Source organism: Paenibacillus sp. TY11 (genome assembly GCF_059772165.1).
Window position 1 is genome coordinate 39,155 of sequence record NZ_JCBAIQ010000021.1, and the last position, 17,379, is coordinate 56,533.

The 17,379-nt window shown below is 45.7% G+C and carries 17 protein-coding genes; 9 read left to right on the top strand and 8 right to left on the bottom strand.

Annotation, left to right across the window (positions count from 1 at the left end; all coding sequences use genetic code 11):
- Positions 1–14: 14 nt before the first annotated feature.
- Both AC6EJC_RS20860 and AC6EJC_RS20865 read left to right on the top strand, forming a co-directional pair.
- Entirely contained in the window at positions 15–215 is a 201-nt protein-coding gene (locus AC6EJC_RS20860; RefSeq protein WP_444955616.1) for a hypothetical protein, read from the top strand.
- Positions 208–3,270 carry a hybrid sensor histidine kinase/response regulator gene (locus AC6EJC_RS20865; protein WP_444955617.1) on the top strand — a complete coding sequence of 1,021 codons (3,063 nt, stop codon included), beginning with the start codon at positions 208–210 and terminating at the stop codon, positions 3,268–3,270. Before AC6EJC_RS20860 ends, AC6EJC_RS20865 begins: the two co-directional genes overlap by 8 nt.
- Before the next feature lie 78 nt (positions 3,271–3,348).
- Here AC6EJC_RS20865 and AC6EJC_RS20870 read toward each other — a convergent pair whose 3' ends face one another.
- Both AC6EJC_RS20870 and AC6EJC_RS20875 read right to left on the bottom strand, forming a co-directional pair.
- Entirely contained in the window at positions 3,349–4,512 is a 1,164-nt protein-coding gene (locus AC6EJC_RS20870; RefSeq protein WP_444955618.1) for a response regulator, read from the bottom strand.
- Between the two features lie 205 nt (positions 4,513–4,717).
- Complete coding sequence (locus AC6EJC_RS20875) at positions 4,718–5,392, bottom strand: NAD(P)H-dependent oxidoreductase (RefSeq protein WP_444955619.1); 675 nt, start codon at positions 5,390–5,392, stop codon at positions 4,718–4,720.
- Between the two features lie 188 nt (positions 5,393–5,580).
- Here AC6EJC_RS20875 and AC6EJC_RS20880 point away from each other — a divergent pair, with 188 nt between their 5' ends.
- Positions 5,581–5,964 (top strand): winged helix-turn-helix transcriptional regulator, encoded by a 384-nt coding sequence (locus AC6EJC_RS20880; protein WP_442437019.1) that lies wholly within the window; start codon positions 5,581–5,583, stop codon positions 5,962–5,964.
- A gap of 126 nt (positions 5,965–6,090) precedes the next feature.
- Here the strand turns inward: AC6EJC_RS20880 and AC6EJC_RS20885 are convergent, their stop codons facing one another.
- Positions 6,091–7,338: a stalk domain-containing protein gene (locus tag AC6EJC_RS20885; protein WP_444955620.1), complete on the bottom strand. Its 1,248-nt coding sequence runs from the start codon at positions 7,336–7,338 to the stop codon at positions 6,091–6,093.
- A 150-nt stretch (positions 7,339–7,488) separates the two neighbouring features.
- On the opposite strand from AC6EJC_RS20885, the gene AC6EJC_RS20890 reads away from it, so the two are divergent.
- Positions 7,489–7,659, top strand: coding sequence for a hypothetical protein (locus tag AC6EJC_RS20890; RefSeq protein ID WP_444955621.1), 171 nt, complete (start codon positions 7,489–7,491; stop codon positions 7,657–7,659).
- Positions 7,660–7,777: 118 nt separating this feature from the next.
- Here AC6EJC_RS20890 and AC6EJC_RS20895 read toward each other — a convergent pair whose 3' ends face one another.
- The 4 genes from AC6EJC_RS20895 to AC6EJC_RS20910 form a co-directional block, all read right to left on the bottom strand.
- A complete protein-coding gene (locus AC6EJC_RS20895) occupies positions 7,778–8,527 on the bottom strand; it encodes a YcnI family copper-binding membrane protein (protein WP_444955622.1) in 750 nt (249 codons plus the stop codon).
- Between the two features lie 31 nt (positions 8,528–8,558).
- Positions 8,559–10,277, bottom strand: a complete 1,719-nt coding sequence (locus AC6EJC_RS20900) for a copper resistance CopC/CopD family protein (RefSeq protein ID WP_444955623.1) — start codon at positions 10,275–10,277, stop codon at positions 8,559–8,561.
- A gap of 253 nt (positions 10,278–10,530) precedes the next feature.
- The gene (locus tag AC6EJC_RS20905; RefSeq protein WP_444955624.1) at positions 10,531–12,381 is read right to left on the bottom strand and encodes a bifunctional diguanylate cyclase/phosphohydrolase; all 1,851 of its coding nucleotides are present in this window, start codon (positions 12,379–12,381) and stop codon (positions 10,531–10,533) included.
- Between the two features lie 281 nt (positions 12,382–12,662).
- The gene (locus AC6EJC_RS20910) at positions 12,663–13,256 is read right to left on the bottom strand and encodes a DUF5317 domain-containing protein (protein ID WP_444955625.1); all 594 of its coding nucleotides are present in this window, start codon (positions 13,254–13,256) and stop codon (positions 12,663–12,665) included.
- 202 nt (positions 13,257–13,458) lie between these two features.
- Here AC6EJC_RS20910 and AC6EJC_RS20915 point away from each other — a divergent pair, with 202 nt between their 5' ends.
- A complete protein-coding gene (locus tag AC6EJC_RS20915) occupies positions 13,459–14,688 on the top strand; it encodes a multidrug effflux MFS transporter (protein ID WP_444955626.1) in 1,230 nt (409 codons plus the stop codon).
- Between the two features lie 52 nt (positions 14,689–14,740).
- Here AC6EJC_RS20915 and AC6EJC_RS20920 read toward each other — a convergent pair whose 3' ends face one another.
- On the bottom strand, positions 14,741–15,217 hold the full coding sequence (locus AC6EJC_RS20920; RefSeq protein WP_444955627.1) for a hypothetical protein: 477 nt from the start codon (positions 15,215–15,217) through the stop codon (positions 14,741–14,743).
- 278 nt (positions 15,218–15,495) lie between these two features.
- Between AC6EJC_RS20920 and AC6EJC_RS20925 the strand changes: the two genes are divergently transcribed.
- From AC6EJC_RS20925 to AC6EJC_RS20940, 4 genes are all read left to right on the top strand, one after another.
- Positions 15,496–16,062, top strand: coding sequence for a sigma-70 family RNA polymerase sigma factor (locus AC6EJC_RS20925; RefSeq protein WP_444955672.1), 567 nt, complete (start codon positions 15,496–15,498; stop codon positions 16,060–16,062).
- Positions 16,052–16,651 carry a DUF3600 domain-containing protein gene (locus tag AC6EJC_RS20930; RefSeq protein WP_444955628.1) on the top strand — a complete coding sequence of 200 codons (600 nt, stop codon included), beginning with the start codon at positions 16,052–16,054 and terminating at the stop codon, positions 16,649–16,651. The genes AC6EJC_RS20925 and AC6EJC_RS20930 overlap by 11 nt, the downstream gene beginning before the upstream one ends.
- Positions 16,652–16,747: 96 nt before the next feature.
- Entirely contained in the window at positions 16,748–17,098 is a 351-nt protein-coding gene (locus AC6EJC_RS20935; protein ID WP_013308456.1) for a metal-sensitive transcriptional regulator, read from the top strand.
- Between the two features lie 55 nt (positions 17,099–17,153).
- The gene (locus AC6EJC_RS20940; RefSeq protein ID WP_254326865.1) at positions 17,154–17,354 is read left to right on the top strand and encodes a copper ion binding protein; all 201 of its coding nucleotides are present in this window, start codon (positions 17,154–17,156) and stop codon (positions 17,352–17,354) included.
- Positions 17,355–17,379 lie beyond the last annotated feature (25 nt).

The following is a 17,379-nucleotide window of genomic DNA, read 5'->3' on the forward strand; positions in this document are numbered from 1 at the left end:
GGGAGGAACAATTAGTGAAAAATGGTGTAGATAAAGGTTGTGAAACCATGGGGATTTGGCATGAGGCGTTGCTTGGTAAACTGTCCCGACCAAAGCTGCTGGAGCAGCGCTGTGAGTGCGGTGCGTTGCGCGGGGACGGTTGGGGCAAGCCGTACGCCACAGTAAATGTGTATTGGATGTTGAATCATGGTGGGGGATCACTAGCAGATGAATAAGCGGAACGTTTTAATTACGCTGTCATTCCTGATCGTGATTATCGGCCTGCGTGTGCTGTGGTTTCAGTATTACCACCATCAGGATTATCCTCGGGCCAAGGCGGGTATTTTGGATCTGAAGGGCCTGGATTTGCAGCAAATCAAGACCTTACCATTAAATGGTGAGTGGGAGTTTTATCCGGGAACATTATCTTCCCCTGCCGAACTGAATTCCTTATTAATGAAGAAGCAGCGTCAGACCATTCAGGTACCGGGAATATGGAGTGAATCGGTATCTCCAGTGGATCATACGGCATATGGAGTTGGAACCTATCGGCTGCTTATTTTAAGTGACAGGCCGGAAGCCACTTTATACGGTCTTCGGATTGGGAGGATTAGTACGGCATCGAACATATTTGTGAACGGCCGTTTAGTTAGTCATAGTGGCCAGGCCTCTAACAAGGTCGAACAGCATACAGGATCAACTGTTCCGTTCTCTGCTATGTTTGATACAAACAGGCAGGCTATTGAGATTGTCATCCAAGTATCCAATTTTGATTTCCCTGCCAGCGGAGGGATCGTGAAGCCTATTATTTTCGGAAGCGCTGAGGCTGTGAATAGCCGAACCAACTTTGCGATCACGATGCAAATAATGGTGTGTATTATTTTGCTGCTTCACGGGTTATATGTAGTAGTTATATTTTTTATGAATCCACAAAAGAAGGCGCTACTATATTTTGCAGGAATTGTGGTATGCACGGTATTATCCATTCTGACAGACGATGACAAGCTTTTATGGGACTGGTTCCCCATCAGTCTGAATCTTTCGTTAAAAATAACCATACTTTCCTATATGGGAATCGGCATGTGTGTACTGAAGCTAGCACAGGCTCTGTTGGTTCGATCTCGAATCATTCAGATTGTTTTTTTAGGCCACTGTTTTTTTGCGGTCCTGGTTTTATTTGTACCCTCATCCAGTCTTCATGCATTTCTTTTGGCTCTTTTAGTATTTTTAGGCATTTCCCTATGTGTTACGGTTCCCACACTTGCTTTTCTTAAAACATTCAGAGGGCAAAAAGAGGCTGTTTTTCTGTTGCTGGCAACCCTTAGCATCGCGTCCAGCATATTGTGGGGCCTGTTCAAAACGAATGACCTCCCCTATTACCCTTGGGATATTGTGCTTGCCTTTGTAGCGTTTGCGTCCTACTGGTTCAAACGGTTTTTTAATACGAACACTGAGCTGAAAAGGCTGTCGGACAGACTGCAGCGCGCTGATCAGGTAAAAAATGAATTTTTGGCCAACACCTCTCATGAGCTGCGAAATCCTTTGCATGGAATGATCAATATAGCACAGACCGTACTGGAGAATCAGGACGGCACCCTGGATGAACCAAACAGGAGAAATATGCAATTGCTCGTTACTGTCGGTCGCCGTATGTCATTGCTATTAAATGATTTGCTGGATGTTACACGTCTGCGCGAAAAGGATATTCTTCTGGAAAAAACAAGCTTGAAGCCACAAGCCGTAGCCTCGGGTGTGTTGGATATGCTTCAATTCATGACCGATGGAAAACCTCTAAACATGGTAGTAGACATCCCTGCTGATTTTCCAAATGTATTAGCGGATGAAAATAGGGTGATACAAATCATGTTCAATCTCCTTCATAATGCGGTCAAATATACTGCCGAAGGGACAATTTCTGTCCATGCACAAATCCAAAGCGATATGGCCAGTATTCAGGTGCGGGACACTGGTATTGGGATGGATGAGGAAACCCAAAAGCGAATATTTCAGCCATATGAACAGGGAAATTCCCAATTAACGGTTATTGGGGACGGGCTTGGACTAGGTTTAAGTATCAGTAAGCAATTGGTGGAGCTTCATGGAGGATCCCTGAGTGTACACTCAGAACTTGGGAAAGGTTCGACCTTTTCTTTCACGCTACCGCTTGATCCCTCGCCTATCACCGACGAGTCTCGAGATCATGGACAGGTGCGCAATGATGAAGCAGTAGGTGCGATCTCTTTAGCCTTTCAAAAAGAAACTGTGATGCAGGTTGCGGCAGGTTCTGTAAGGCCCAGTATACTCGCGGTAGATGATGATCCAGTTAATTTGAGGGTGTTAGAGGGAATTCTCGCATCGGAGCCTTATGATATTGTCACTGTAACCAGTGCCCAGGATGCCTTGCATATGTTAGATCGCCGGGAATGGGATTTAATTATAGCCGATGTCATGATGCCCCAAATGTCGGGTTATGAGTTAACTCGACGTGTAAGGGAATACTTTAGCATTTCGGAGCTACCTGTATTGCTGTTGACGGCACGTAGTCAGCAGGAAGACTTGTATACGGGGTTTCTTGCCGGGGCTAATGATTATATTATGAAGCCTGTGGATTCTATGGAATTAAAATCAAGGGTTCGTGCCTTGACTGAAGTTAAAAAATCGGTAAGAGAAAGGCTCTGGATGGAAGCCGCATGGTTACAGGCGCAAATCAGACCACATTTTTTATTTAATACCTTGAATACTATTACATCCTTAAGTCATGTCGATCACACCAGAATGGTGGCTCTTATTGAAGAATTTGGCAAATATTTAAGATCAAGCTTTAATCCTCAAAACCTCGATCGGGTTGTCTCACTGGAATATGAGCTTGCACTCTTGCAATCCTATCTTTATATCCAAAAGGAGCGTTTTGGGAATAGACTAAACATTGTATGGGAAGTTGACGAGCAGGTGTCCTTGCAGCTACCACCGTTATCGATCCAGCCGCTTGCGGAAAATGCAATCAGGCATGGTATCATGAATCGAATAAATGGAGGGACATTGTGTATTCGTATTCAACATCGGGAGGATGGTGTGGAAATAGCCATTATTGATGACGGTGTGGGTATGAATCAAGAGAAGCTGGATAGTCTACTCAATCATCCAAAAGAACAGGATGGCGGGGTTGGATTACGGAATACGAACCGACGTCTGAAGCAAATATACGGTAAGGGGCTTTATATCAGTAGTCATCCTAATCAAGGTACAACGGTGAGCTTTCATATTCCCCGAACGCGAAGCCATAAACGCTGATCCGCAGGACCTCATACAGAACGGGCTGAAACAGCAACGGTTCTGATGAGGTTCTACGGGTTTCTGGAGAAAATTACTTCAGCCGTGCGAGCGGGTATGTGCCATTTGCCACTCTTTATACCAATTTGTGATTTGTTCACTGGGTTTCTCGTGGAGTTCCTCCCATAAGACTGACGATAACAAATTGTAGCACTGGTTTACCAAGTTATTTTTTTTCATATCAGCATAGGTTTTCATTAATCCCCAATAGGCATCCTCTGCTTGGGGGTGACGACTACAGATGTCCTTATAAATAGTAACGGCCTCTTCAGGTTGGGCGTTTTCTCTATACCACTCTGCCATCTTGAGGGATGTAGATAACCATATTTTATGCAATCTCTGGCGTTCACTTTCAGCCCACCAAAAATCATATTCCTGTAGATAATCTCCTTTGTATAATTCCATTACTTTAACATAGTACTCAATTGATTCTAGATTAAGCGAAGGAGCGGATGAAAGATGGAACTCCCATCTTTCTGTATCTAACAGTACGTTTTGCGTATGCAAAATATAACCGCCATTAGTGTTGGAGATCTCCAAAAAGTTGTGATATGGTCCTATGGTTTTTCTGACGTAATAAGCCGCAGTATATAAAAGAGAGTAAGCCTTATCTTCTTCATATTCCGGCCAAAGCAATTCAATCAAGGTTGATTTCCGGACTAATTGGTCATGATTTTGGAGCAGGTACAAAAATAACTCCTGGGACTTTTTGGTCCTCCACTGAATAACAGTGGGCTGCTGATCTGTTAATTTGAAGATGACATGCTGAAAAACTTGTAAATGGAGAATGGGCTGCTGATCGGCAGTTATGGGAGCAGCGTTATCGTTACGCTTCAGAATACGATTCATGGTTTTGAGAAGACGATCTGGCGTGACCGGTTTGACCAGATAATCCATCGCATTAAGTTCGAAGGCCTGAATAGCGTACTCATCATAAGCAGTAACAAATACAATATAAATATGGGGTTTGTGCTCCAAAATTTGATTTGCTAATTCAATTCCATTTATTTCTGGGAGTCTTACATCCAAAAAGACTACATCTATATTGTCAATAAGAATATAGTTCTTTGCCACTAATGGATTCATAAAAGCTCCTGCAATATGTATACCTTGTAAATTTCCAAGCAGACGTTTCATATAATCCAAAGCTAACTCTTCATCATCGACAATAACAATCCTTGTCAATTTCTCTGATCTTTCCACGTGTGCTTTCTCCTTTTTAGGCAGATACATCTTATTATATAGGATAACCTAGCTGCGGTGAAAAACAAAAGTTGTGTAGGAGTAAAGAATTTAATATAAACAGGCGGGTTGCGATAGGCCACCGTTAAGATGAATGATCGCAAGTCCGCCTGTTTATGATTTTTACTATACTTAAAGCTTAGCTAACAGTATTGGAAATGACATTTTACCAAACCCAGCGTGTGACCTTTTCCAGCGATTGTCTGGATTTTTCCCGCTTGGGTTCATGAGCACGATAACCGAAGGCAGCAATGACTGAAATATCCAGCAGCCCGTTCTCCAGCAGTCCTTCTTCCTCCAAAATAGCATGCACCTGATCGTAGTTAAAGCCCTCAATCGGGCAGGAATCAATACCGATCTGAGCCGCAGCCGTCATCATATTGCCTAAGGCAATATAGGTTTGCTTGGAAGCCCAGTCAAATAACGTACGTTCGTTTTCCAACAGCCGTTGATTTTCACCCTGGAAAATTTTATAGCGACCCGGTAGTGAGGCAAAGTCTTCCTCAGACATACCTTTAACCTCTTTGTACATATACTCCACGTAAGGAGAATCATAACGGACATCCTTGCGCGCCAAAATCAGGACAACATGGCTAGCCGCAGGAATCTGCTTTTGACCTCCGCTGGAAACTGCAGCCAGCTTTTCTCTTAATGTCTGATTTTGTACGACCACAAACTGCCACGGTTCAAAACCGACGGAGCTTGGGGAAAGTCGCCCGGTTTCGAGAATGAACTGAAAATCCTCCTCCGGTATGATGCGATCGGGATCGAATTCCTTCGTGGCATGTCTGAACAGAAAGGCATCCAGAATTTCCTGTTTTTTAGCTGATGTATTGGACATAAAATGTACTCCTTTAAGTTTGAGTTTAGTTGGTACTCTATTTGTTTTCTGCTACTATAATGAGAGCTGATATCGAATATATAGTCATCATATAGAAAGTTTTTTGAGGGAACAAGTACGCACATATTTGTTCCTTGTCATAAGTCTGGGGTTATGATCTACACATCCTGCAGAAAGAAGGGGAATACATGGCACAGGAGATGGAACATGCAGTTAGCGTTAATTTTGGATGTCCGGTAGCGAAAACCGTTGGGGTTATAGGCGGCAAATGGAAGGGAGTCATCTTGTATCATTTGACCACAGGACCTCGGCGTTATAACGAAATTCGACGGACCTTGCCCAATATTACGCAGCGGATGCTAACCTTGCAGTTGCGTGAATTGGAGCGTGATGGTATTGTGCACCGTGAAATTTATAACGAGAATCCGCCGCGTGTGGAATACTCGCTTACCCCGTTGGGAGATACGTTAAGGCCGTTGCTGGACTTTATGAGAGACTGGGGTGTCTTTTATGGGGAACAGAGTGGCGACCCTGTGGCGACAACATCTAATTCGGGAAAGCATTTTTGTTAAGGTGGGGGATAAGGAAAGCCCGCTGATGATTTCATACAAGATGCATGAGATCATCAGCGGGCGAAATCAGGCTAGGATTATTTTTTAAAAGTATACACCTATTTAAACTCGATTATTTAAATTTGCTTATTTAAATTCGATGGCCTCGTTCATTTTTGCCCAAGCTGTTTCTCCAATGATGCCTAGACGCCAGATGGCGATGCCTTTGAGGTCATAACGTTTGGCTAAACCGATCTTGGCGTTAACAGTGCTGTCTTTTTCGCTACCCATCGAAATCCCCAAAATGAGCTTGTCCCGCGAGGTTTCCTTCAAGGCCAGTTGTATGGCTTCATCCACTTTATCCAAAGGCTCAGGCGTAGCCTTTTGTCCGTAATCATAGGCCATGATGATCAGATCGTCCGCCAGATTGCCCAGCGTTTTGTAGTCATAGCCAGAGTAAGAGCTGTTCAGCGGATGCAGAACAACGGTGAGCTTGAGTCCGGCCTGATGCGCTTTGGCCGATAGCTTTTGAATAAAGGCGTTGTAGTCTGAACGCGCTTTGGCTTTATCGCCGCTCCAGCCCAATCCTTCAAGATCTAGCGTAATGCCTTTAAATTGTTTGTCGGTGGCGGTGCTGACGATTTGGGAAATGGTTTGTTCTTGAAGCTGAGCATTGTCCAAAACCTTGGTCAGCTCGTGATTGCCATCTCCAGAATAGACCATCAGGTAAGGGGAAGTCCCCTGGCTGTCTGCCTCCTGCACAATGGACTCCGGAGTTACGGTTCCAGCGGCTTGAGGCCATTTGTATTCTTTGCCGCTTGTCGTAAATTGTCCGTTCGTATCAATTCGACTCCAGCCGAAGGCAACTGCGTTAAAATCCGGTATTTTGGATTTTTGGTCAAAGGAAGACAGCGCATAGAAGCCTACTGTATACATAGCTTCACGTGGCGATGTAATGGAGACCGTCCGTGTTCCCTGGTTCCAGTTCACCGTGGCTCCAAACTGCTGCCCGAAAAAGCCCAGCGGAATCATCGTGCTGCCGCGCACGGTTTGCGGAGCGGCTGTTAGTTGAACCGTTTGTCCGTCCACTGTGGCATTACGGCTACCCATCTTTAGAACCACCTGCTTGGTAGCAGAGCCTTGCGCTTTGGTAGCAGTGATGCTTTGGCTGGCTTGATCCCATTTCACTGTTATGCCAAGAGCCTCAGAAATAGCGCGAAAGGGAACCATGGTCGTGCCGTTCATCATGGCAGGTTGTACGGGGAACGGTAATGGATATCCGTCCAGCATAATGCTGATCTTGCCGGTCTCGGCTTGTGCCAAAGGGCTATAGAAGCCCGCTGCGGTACTCAGAAAAATAGCACTAGATAACAGAGCCTTATTTACGATTTTCATCCTATGATCTCCTATGCTCAATAGATTGCAATGCTATCATGTTAGAATCGTGAGGTATCTACCATTTTACCAAAAAAATGATAGATAGGTGGATGTGATATTAATAGGATGAGATGAATCCGAATAGATAAAAGTTACGAGGTGAACAGTATGAGTGAGAAAAACGCGATGAGCGAATGCGTTGCGCCGATATCAGGCTTTCTGCATATTGTTTCGGGGAAATGGGCTTTTTCGGTCATGGCGGAGCTTATGCTAGGAAAGTGGTTATTACGACATGGACTTGAAGAAGATCAACGGCGAATGGGAAATTACCCATCATAGGGTTGTTCTGGATTCACCTATTCTGTTTTAAGCCTTATCAAACTAAAAAAAGCTGGTGCCTGAACGAACGGCACCAGCTTTTTCTAGTATTTAAGGTTTTATTGCCTGTAATCAAAGATTACTTGCGGCGCTTGAGCGCAATGCCGACCGCTGCCGCACCAAGCACGACTGCAATGATTGAGAGGATAAGTGCTGTCGTTTGTGCAGCAGAGCTGGCTGGAGCAGAAGCGGCAGGCGCAGCTTCGACAGCATTGTTCGAAGCAGGTGCGGGGCTACTACTATCTTTAGCCGTACCTGTGCTCGCATGGCCTGCTGCAGTGCCCGCCGAATCGTGTCCGCTGTCTGCGGTAGGAGCAGGAGTTTCGGATGTAGCATCCGCCGTGATTTTGGTAATGGAATGAGGATTGTTGCTTTCTTCATCGCCTGTCCATTCCACGATACTTCCGTCACTGTAATATTGGAAGGCGTCCCAGGCTGCTGCGGTATTCTGGTCTGCATTTTGTGCTACAAAGCTGAAGCGTTGGTACTGACCCGCTTGAATGCCGTCCTTTTCAGTCGTCCACGTAACGGTGGTTATTTTGCCGGAGCTGTCTTTTTCGGTGGCTACCTTCCAATCCGGTACAGGCTCATATTGCTTGAAAACGACCTCTTTCGGAATTTTCAAGGCGACTTTGGTGGTTGGAATGTTTTTTTCCACGGGTACTTTCAACGTGTACGTTTCCCACGCATTAGGTTGTGAAACGGAAGGCTTAACCGTCACATGTGCACTGGCCATACTTGCAAAAAGCAAGGCACCTGCTGCAATTAGGCCCACGGAGGTTGCAAACCTGGAGAACTTGGATTTTGCTGTTTGAATCGTTGTATTCATATTCATTTCGCTCCTTTTAAGTATAAAATAATTATTTTTTACCGCTTACATGCAGGGTGAATTCAGCATCAACCGCATCGAGTGATGCCGTCAGAGCATGTACTTTTACAGCCCATGTTCCTTCGGAGGTCATTAATTCCTGACTGCGGAATGGCTGTTGTTGCTTTACGGGGAGGACGAATTCCTGTTGATCTTGGTCAGGGTCTGCTGGAGTGAGTGTTAATGTGACCTGCTGGATTCCTGAAACTGCAGCACCTTTGCTATCCTGAACGGATACCTTAAATTCATTGCTGCCCACAGCATTGGGGCTGACTGCCAGCGTAACGTTGTATTCGCCCGTAGTACGAGTCTCCTCGAACGGTACAGCAGGTGGCTGCCCGGGTGACAGGTGAGTGAGCACCGCAGCCAACAGCATCACGAGCAGGCCGACGGACACCTCGGCACGCAATCCCCCGGCGGCTCGCTTGCTCGCCGTCGCTTGCCGTGCGCTGCGGAACTGGCTGGCCGCGAAGGCCAGCATGACTAGCAGCAGCGCTGCTTTGCCGAGCAGAACGAGTCCGTAGGACGTGTTCAGCAGCATGGAAGGAGCCGGAATATACAGCACGGCTCCATATATACCGGTGGCGAGTAGGGCCGCCACCATAGCAAGGCCCCAGCCGGCGAAGCGGCGCAGGGCTGCTTGTCGCAGAGTTGCCCGCTCGTATACGGGCAGCTCTGATCCGGCAACAGGCAGGCACACGACCATGACGGCAAGTGTGCCGATCCAAAAGGCAGCCGCTGCGAGATGGACGAAGTCCGCCGCAATGGCTGGAGCCAGATGGGTGGCCGCTGCCGGATGACCGACAAAGGCCTTGGACAGCATGAGGCTCAGCGTTAGGAGAACTGAGCTGTAGTCCCAAAGACGGCGCTGGCGATTGGAAATGCTGTGATCCAGCGCGTAAATTAGCGTTACGCTCAGGAGCAGCACGAGAATCATCTGGATAAACCAGATTTGCCCTGCCCCAGTAAACTGGAGAGCTTCTCCCAGAATTGGGAGTGAGAAGCCCTCCCCGATGGAAACCCCGGCATCCCATGAAGCCTGAAGTGGCAGGCTGATCAGAATGGCGGCAGACGTTATGCCGTAGCCGCTCCATAGCAGCTTAGTCCAGCGGGGCAATGTGTCAGAGGCCCGCTGATTAAGCTGCTGCTGTTCACTTACATTCTTGTCTCTGCTTATGTTCGGTAAGATGAACAATCGGAAACAAATCGCTCCAAATAGCAGCGACAGTCCTATGTAAAGGAACCAACGGACAGCGATTAAGTCGAGTCGTGATGCCCCTGAACCTTCAGATGCGGTAGCTTGATGGGTATACGCATTGGAACCGCTACCTACTTGAAATGGAATCACTCCATTGACCGGGTGTCCGTCTGCGGATAAAGCTCTCCAATTGACGGTGTAAATTCCATTTTTCATCCCTGGAATCAACTTGATTTCCATGGTGGCTTTGTGCTCCGGGTTAAGCTGTGCTTTTCCCGTGTCGACCCGCTTGCCTGTTTCATCGGTCACTTTGATCGACATGAAGGCAGATTGCAAATCTTCATTGAAGGTAATAGTCACCTGAGAAGGCGACTTGTCCAAAACCTGATTTTCGGTCGGACTGGATTCAACGACAAATGCATGAGCCCACGAAGAGTGAGGAAACAGGATAAGAAGGGGGAGACACAGCAATAAAAGACAAGCCGCACGGGCTGGTCTGGACAGGTACAACATGCCTGTGAAGTCACCTTCTCTCGATTACTTGAAGCGAGGATATCCTCATTTGTAGCATTTTATACGGACAAACCAATGGCTATCTTAATCATAGTGCATATAGCGTGAATAGATGGAGCGAATTATGACATTTATATGAAATTTGAAATAATAATCATTATGCAAAATGCCAATCATATGAAACCCCCTACCGTGATTGAAATCGCCCAGATTTCAATCACGGTAGGGGTTAAGAGGAAGAGCCTATGAGAAATTAGAGGCCTGTTTCCATGGAATCCGTGAAAGCAGGTTGCTTATATTGAATATAGTGGATAAAAATAGCCGTTAGTTCGGGATCGAATTGGCTACCCGAGCAGGCATGTAGTTCTTCAATGGCCTCCTCGAATGTTTTGGTGGGTTGGTAGGGACGCTCGGTTGTCATCGCATCAAAAGAGTCAATGATCGTCAGCATCCGACATAGCCGTGGGATTTGCTCGCCCTTAAAGCCGAACGGATAGCCTCCCCCGTCATAACGTTCATGATGCAGCTCCACAAAAGGAACCAAGTCTATGAATCGTTCGTTGGCTTCGACAATACGCTTGCCCCACATGACATGCGCTTGCACCATCTGCCATTCCTCGCCGGACAGCTTCTCTTTTTTATTGAGGATATTCCAGGGAATCTCCAGTTTACCAATGTCATGAATGAGGGCTCCCAATATTAAACGCCGCTTATCCTCCGGTCCGAGCTGAAGCACATCGCTCATGTCTGCTGCATATCTGAATACCCGTTTGGAATGCTTGAAGGTGTTAATATCCTTGTACAAGAACAGATTAAGCTGCTGCTCAAGATCACGAATATCCTGTCCCAGATCGACCTCGCGCTCCACTTCATTTAAACTGCCGTGCGTATGAACGATGTTTTTGCCCTGTTTCTTGGCGTAGTACAGGGCTTTATCCGCCAGATCGACCAACTGTGATTTGTCGTAGATGTCGATGCGGCTTTGTGCAATGCCTGCGGAGAAGGAAAGACAGCCATGCGGAAAAATTTCGACACCCTCGTAACGAGAATCATTCAGCCTTTTTCGGATAGCATTGACTGTTTCATAAGCTTGTTCAGCGGTATGATTGGGCATAAGCAGGGTGAATTCTTCTCCACCATAGCGGGATACGGTGATGTGGGTGCCGGAGGTTTCTTTTTTAAGAAACTCACCTAGAAATCCCAATAGCTGATCGCCTTTGAGATGACCGAAATGATCATTGTATTTTTTGAAATCATCAATATCAATCAGTGCCAGACTTAGAGGAGTATTCTGGGATTTGGATATATTCAGTTCAGTTTCAAGTGTATTTTCAAAGTAGCTATGATTGTATAGTCCTGTTCTACGATCCATGTTGGCCTTTTCCTCGATTTCCCGATACATGGTGAACATCTGCTTGAACGCGTGAGACAGGAGCATGCTTAGCCCAAGGAACAGCAGAAGTCCCAAAATGCCGTTGAAATAAATCAGCGTGGTCAATACCAGAGACAGGATGAGCGTACATAAATATACGAGCAGGGATTCAGCCAAAAAAGCCTGTTTGAGCTCATTGAAGGACCCTTTGTATGCGACATAAAAGTAGATTCCCAGTGTGATTGTGTTCACCGCAAAGTAGCAGATCAACGCGAGCAGGTAGGAAGCAAAATGATCTTCGTTTAAGGCCCCCTGCGTTCCGCCGCTTAGTTCAAATACTGTTGAAGACAGGAAAATGGAAAGTGCGTAAATGGAAAAATTGACGGCATGCTTCCACCAGGACAGCTCTGTGTGCCGGAACGCGGCAATGATTACATTTAACAACAAAATCAGAATTGCAATTTCGGTGCCATGCACAAAAATACAAGCAAGGTACACGGAGGAATCCATGGACTGCTTGTTACTGGCTGGTGGTAGCTGGAATGTAAAATGCTCCAGAATCAGAACTGCTCCCAATAGGGAATAGATCGTGACCCACTCTGTTGTCGAATAGTGCAAAAAGGACCATTGGTTCGTATACAAGAGAACGATCACGCCTACCATACAGATGAAAAACACGTATATTCCCGTAGCGGTAACCCGTTCTTGCAGCTTTTTTAATATACTCATCATTTCTTCTCCTGCCTTGTCGTATCTTGATGTCAAAGCTACCAGGGGTGAATGGGATAATTTACAATTTTGTAATCGAAAATTTCACATGAAAAAACAGGCCGGAATCCAGCCTGTTTTGTTAAGCCTGTGCTTCCTTTTTTCTTATCGGTGACTAGCCCCCGATTTTGTAACCGGAAGTCAAAGCGATTACGACAGAAGCAACGATAATAGCATTGATAATCACACGGGAGTATTTCAAGTTTTTCATAGGATTCCCTCCCTTCCTTGGAATAAGGTACGCACTAGGCGTGGCGGGGATTGATTTCTTGCTGATTATCCTTCTTTCTTTTCACGACCATAACATTTTGGATAAACAGAAACATCCCGAAGTTCATGACGACATCTCCAATACTAATCACCTGCGTGCGGGGATAGGGCTTGGAGAGGGGAATGATGTCACCAAGCAATGATAAACGCGTGCTCGCATCCATCATGTAATGTTTCGAGATGACACTTCCGGATTTAAGCATATCTGTATAATAGGGACCCAGCACCTCCGAAGCACTCAACGAGACCGGCATCCTGCCGCCATTCACCGCCATAACAATAAAATTCATCAATACGCCGATTAAAATAAGCTTGAATCCCTTATGGTGTCTGTTCAACCAGAGAAATATTAATCCAACCACGTAGACTCCCATAAATAGATACCCGTTAATGGATGCCAGCCAAGCCCACTTTTCCTGAGCATAATAAATAATGAACTGCACCAGCAACAGCACGGGGAACATCCAGCCGGCTATGAGGCGAATTTGACTGAAACGGATCAGACCTTGCCGCCAGCCTCCTCTGAACAGACCTACAATGAGACCCAGTAGCACTCCATCATAGACCATTATTATTCTCCAGATTCCACAAATTTTTTGTTTTGGTTACAGTATGATTCGACCTGAAATTGGTAAATTCCTGCCTGATATATAGCAGTTTTCAAAAAAAATTGCGGATTAGCGTGTAATTATTCGAAGCAGGGCGAAATGAATGATATCATAATATATTGAAGTAATTATTTATATTTTTGTGAAAAGGATGATTATTACTATGAACCGGTTATCCAATACTGTAATGGTTGCCGCAGATATGACCAAATCGAGAATATTATGGATTGCCTTTGTCCTGGGTGCTTTGAGTGCTTTCGGACCCTTGTCCATAGATATGTATTTGCCATCACTGCCTACATTAGCTGACAATTTGCATACGACTACTTCGTTGGCGCAGCTTAGTTTGACCGCCTGCCTGTTGGGTCTGGCAGTTGGTCAGATCGTTGCTGGTCCGCTTAGCGATGTAAGGGGTCGCAGAGGACCGTTGGTGATCTCGCTGATTTTGTACGCTGCTGCTTCGCTGCTATGCGTGTTTGCGCCGAATATCGGTATGCTCATTGCGCTTCGCTTTATTCAAGGGCTTACGGGGTCGGCGGGGATCGTGATTTCCAGAGCTGTGGCGCGTGATCTATACTCGGGGAAAGAGTTGACGCGCTTTTTCTCACTGCTCATGCTGGTGAACGGCGTGGCTCCCATTGCTGCACCTGTGCTGGGCGGAGTAATTTTGAACTTTGTTTCCTGGCGCGGTGTGTTCATGGTGCTTTGTGTAGTCGGCGTGGCTATGCTGATTGCCGTCGTGTTGGGTTTGCCAGAAACGTTGCCAGCTAACCGCCGCTCATCCGGTGGCTTAAAGCAGACGCTAGGAACACTCGGTCATTTGTTTGCCGATCGACGCTTTATGGGCTATGCCTTCTCACAGGCGCTGATTACAGGGGCGATGTTCGCGTACATTGCTGGCTCGCCATTCGTGCTTCAGGATATTTTCGGGGTTTCCCCTCAAACGTATAGCATCATTTTTGCGGTGAATGGTTTGGGAATTGTGCTGTTTTCCCAGCTGACGGGTAGACTCGTGGGGCGCTTCAGCGAACGACAGTTGCTCTTGTCGGGTCTGGTGATTGCGGCTGTAGCCGGGATTAGCTTGCTTACTGTAGCCTTTACCGGAGGCCAATTGTCAGCTGTTTTAGTTCCCCTGTTTTTTGTCGTTTCCTGCGTAGGGATTGTGAGTACAACGACGACTTCATTGGCAATGCAGAGCCAACAGCGTTCCGCCGGTAGTGCGTCCGCCATGCTTGGCTTGCTGCCACTATTGCTGGGCTCCATCGCTTCACCGTTGGTGGGCTTGGGTAGTGGAACAACCCCCGTACCGATGGCGGTCGTTATAGCTATAGCGGAGGTTGGTGCGTTGCTAAGCTTTATCGTACTTGCTAAGGAAACGCGCGCGAAGGCTTGAAATAAGGCGAACTTGAACTGAAAAACTCCCATGGACTGATACGTGAACCATTTCAGTCCATGGGAGTTTTTTCTAATGTTCTGCATTCGAGATCTCCGGTTTCCTTTACGGGGAAAGGTGTCTGTTTTAAGTACATACGAGATGGTTTGTGCACCAGAATTGAAATAAGCATGCAGATATGAACGGGAAAGAAAGGGTCTATTCCGTTGATGTTTAAACCAAAAATGGATACGAAAAGCAGTAAAGTAAGGGTAAGTTTATACTTTTTTGTCGCAATAAACAGCAGGATCATTATTGTAGGAAGTAATCGAAAGAACAATTTTCCGAATACAAATCCGACCATATGAGCGGTAGAACCTTCAAGTGGATGTGTGATGGATAGCGTGCGGGAGGCCATATGGATTAACCGCGACTCTCCACCTGTCGGTTGAGCTGAAATAAATATACATCCAGCGATAATGATTACAAGGATTTTAAACCACAACAGGCCTTGGATAAGCCGTAACAAGGGTGTAATCTTTATTTTCATTGACTTCTAATAAGCTCCTTCGATGTATGATTTGTTATTATTGCTCGTTTGGATAGATATACAAGCCAAGTGGGAATTGTACTTTAATATTATATCAATATATTACCAAAAGAGTAGTCCTGCTAAAGAATGATTATGCGGAGACTATTTTCCTGTTGTTGAGACAGAATCGAACGATATTTCGGTTTCCTGCCAATATATAGTGTGAGATGAAAGAAAGGGGGAGATCAGGATTGGACAACGCAAGGAGGTGGGCAAATTTGACAAAGGATGATTTGATGATTGCTCTTGTTACGGAAACGCTGGCTGGTAGTCGTGAAGCTTACAGGGAACTGTATGATCAAACAATCCATACAGTCTATAGAACGGTGTATTTTCTGTTGGAAGAGAAAGTGGATGCTGATGATGTGGTGCAGGAAATTTATATTCATGTATATAAATCACTTGAGCAATTTGACGAAAGACGTCCTTTTCAGCCTTGGCTAATGGGAGTCGTTATGCGTCAGATCCGGGCTTACCGGAGAAAACAATGGATGAGGCTACGAATCACAAGCAGAGCAAAAAGGCTCGAACTTCATACATCTCATGATTTTTCTGAAGAAATTGTGAGCAAGGTATCAAATCATGCGTTGTTATATGCTGTTCAGCAGCTTTCATTCAAGCTTAAACAGGTCATTGTGTTGCACTATTTGCAGGAATATTCCCAAGAGGAAATCTCCAACATTTTAGAGATACCATTAGGCACGGTGAAATCACGAATTCACGCGGCTTTGCAAAAGCTTCGTTCGAAAGAGCAGCAGGAACATTTTCTAATCGGAAAGGTGGAGAAGATACATGAAGCTTGAGCAAGAACTACGTAGGGTGATGCAGCAGGATGATAACCACGTATTGGCTCCGGCTGAATTAAAAGAAAACATTATGAGTCAAATTGAACGGATTGAAAAAGGAGGATCTAAACCGATGAAAAAGTATATTGTGATAACTCTTCTAGCAGCGGTATTACTGATTCCGACAGGTGCCTTTGCTGCTTACACTTACTTGGCGGATACAATGTATGGTTCACAGGAAAAGCTAATTGAAATGGGGGGATCGCCAGAGGAATATAATAGATTAGAATCCAAGTTGCAACAGGCGCAGGGACATTTAACGAAAGAGGAGTTCACTGTTTTTATGGGGTTATTGAGAGAACTCGGGGCCTATAATCTGAAAATGACGGATGAAAACGGCGCACTCCACAAGGAGCGCTTAAGCGCAGAGGAACAGCGTGAATACGATCATATATCTGCCAAGCTGGAGCCGTATTTTGAGAAGTTGAATCAGGGAAAAGTGCTAACCCAAACGGACGATGGTAAAAAAGATGGCGGTGATTCTGCCATTACGGGCACATCAGATTCAAAAGCCCACGCAGGCATCGATTTAAAGGCAAAAAAGTGACATTTTCATGTAATGTTGACATACCCCATGGGGGTATATTATGATAGGGATATAACAAATGCATGAATGCATATACACAACACAGGAGGCTGATGTATGGCTGAGGAGCAACCTGTTTCCCACACTGAAGTCCATGAGAATCACTGTGGAACAGATGGGGAAAAGACAGTTAGAAAAAGTCATCATTCGGCAGAATTCAAGAACAGTCTCGTATCCCGGTTGAATCGTATTGAAGGTCAGGTTCGCGGAATTAAGGGCTTGATCGAGAAGGATACCTACTGTGACGATGTACTGAACCAGATTGCGGCTGTCCAGTCCGCCCTGAATGGTGTCGGCAAGCTGCTGCTGGAAGGGCATATGAAAAGCTGTGTCATTGAGCGCATGCAGGCGGGAGAGCAGGAAGTGATTGACGAGCTGCTGGTTACGGTCAAGAAGCTAATCCGTTAAGAGTAGTATTCATACACATTATGGGTATTTAAGTACCCCTGAGGAGGAAAAGAAAATGGCACAAGTTACATTGAACGTAGAAGGCATGAGCTGCAATCATTGCGTGAAAGCAGTAGAAGGGGCTTTGGAGAAAGTTGGCGCTATCGGCAAGGTCAGCCTCGAAACGAAACAAGTGAATGTAGAATATGACGAGTCCAAGCTGAACGTTGAAGCTCTGAAAACAGCCATTGAAGACCAAGGCTATGATGTTGTTTAAGCCTGAAGATGTTTTATGTGTGAAA

What these genes read in the sequence shown, in the direction of transcription:
- AC6EJC_RS20865 (WP_444955617.1), top strand. Translation starts at nt 208, where the DNA reads ATGAATAAGCGGAACGTTTTAATTACGCTGTCATTCCTGATCGTGATT.
- AC6EJC_RS20875 (WP_444955619.1), bottom strand. Translation starts at nt 5,392, where the DNA reads ATGTCCAATACATCAGCTAAAAAACAGGAAATTCTGGATGCCTTTCTG.
- AC6EJC_RS20880 (WP_442437019.1), top strand. Translation starts at nt 5,581, where the DNA reads ATGGCACAGGAGATGGAACATGCAGTTAGCGTTAATTTTGGATGTCCG.
- AC6EJC_RS20885 (WP_444955620.1), bottom strand. Translation starts at nt 7,338, where the DNA reads ATGAAAATCGTAAATAAGGCTCTGTTATCTAGTGCTATTTTTCTGAGT.
- AC6EJC_RS20890 (WP_444955621.1), top strand. Translation starts at nt 7,489, where the DNA reads ATGAGTGAGAAAAACGCGATGAGCGAATGCGTTGCGCCGATATCAGGC.
- AC6EJC_RS20895 (WP_444955622.1), bottom strand. Translation starts at nt 8,527, where the DNA reads ATGAATACAACGATTCAAACAGCAAAATCCAAGTTCTCCAGGTTTGCA.
- AC6EJC_RS20900 (WP_444955623.1), bottom strand. Translation starts at nt 10,277, where the DNA reads ATGTTGTACCTGTCCAGACCAGCCCGTGCGGCTTGTCTTTTATTGCTG.
- AC6EJC_RS20905 (WP_444955624.1), bottom strand. Translation starts at nt 12,381, where the DNA reads ATGATGAGTATATTAAAAAAGCTGCAAGAACGGGTTACCGCTACGGGA.
- AC6EJC_RS20910 (WP_444955625.1), bottom strand. Translation starts at nt 13,256, where the DNA reads ATGGTCTATGATGGAGTGCTACTGGGTCTCATTGTAGGTCTGTTCAGA.
- AC6EJC_RS20915 (WP_444955626.1), top strand. Translation starts at nt 13,459, where the DNA reads ATGAACCGGTTATCCAATACTGTAATGGTTGCCGCAGATATGACCAAA.
- AC6EJC_RS20920 (WP_444955627.1), bottom strand. Translation starts at nt 15,217, where the DNA reads ATGAAAATAAAGATTACACCCTTGTTACGGCTTATCCAAGGCCTGTTG.
- AC6EJC_RS20925 (WP_444955672.1), top strand. Translation starts at nt 15,496, where the DNA reads ATGATTGCTCTTGTTACGGAAACGCTGGCTGGTAGTCGTGAAGCTTAC.
- AC6EJC_RS20930 (WP_444955628.1), top strand. Translation starts at nt 16,052, where the DNA reads ATGAAGCTTGAGCAAGAACTACGTAGGGTGATGCAGCAGGATGATAAC.
- AC6EJC_RS20935 (WP_013308456.1), top strand. Translation starts at nt 16,748, where the DNA reads ATGGCTGAGGAGCAACCTGTTTCCCACACTGAAGTCCATGAGAATCAC.
- AC6EJC_RS20940 (WP_254326865.1), top strand. Translation starts at nt 17,154, where the DNA reads ATGGCACAAGTTACATTGAACGTAGAAGGCATGAGCTGCAATCATTGC.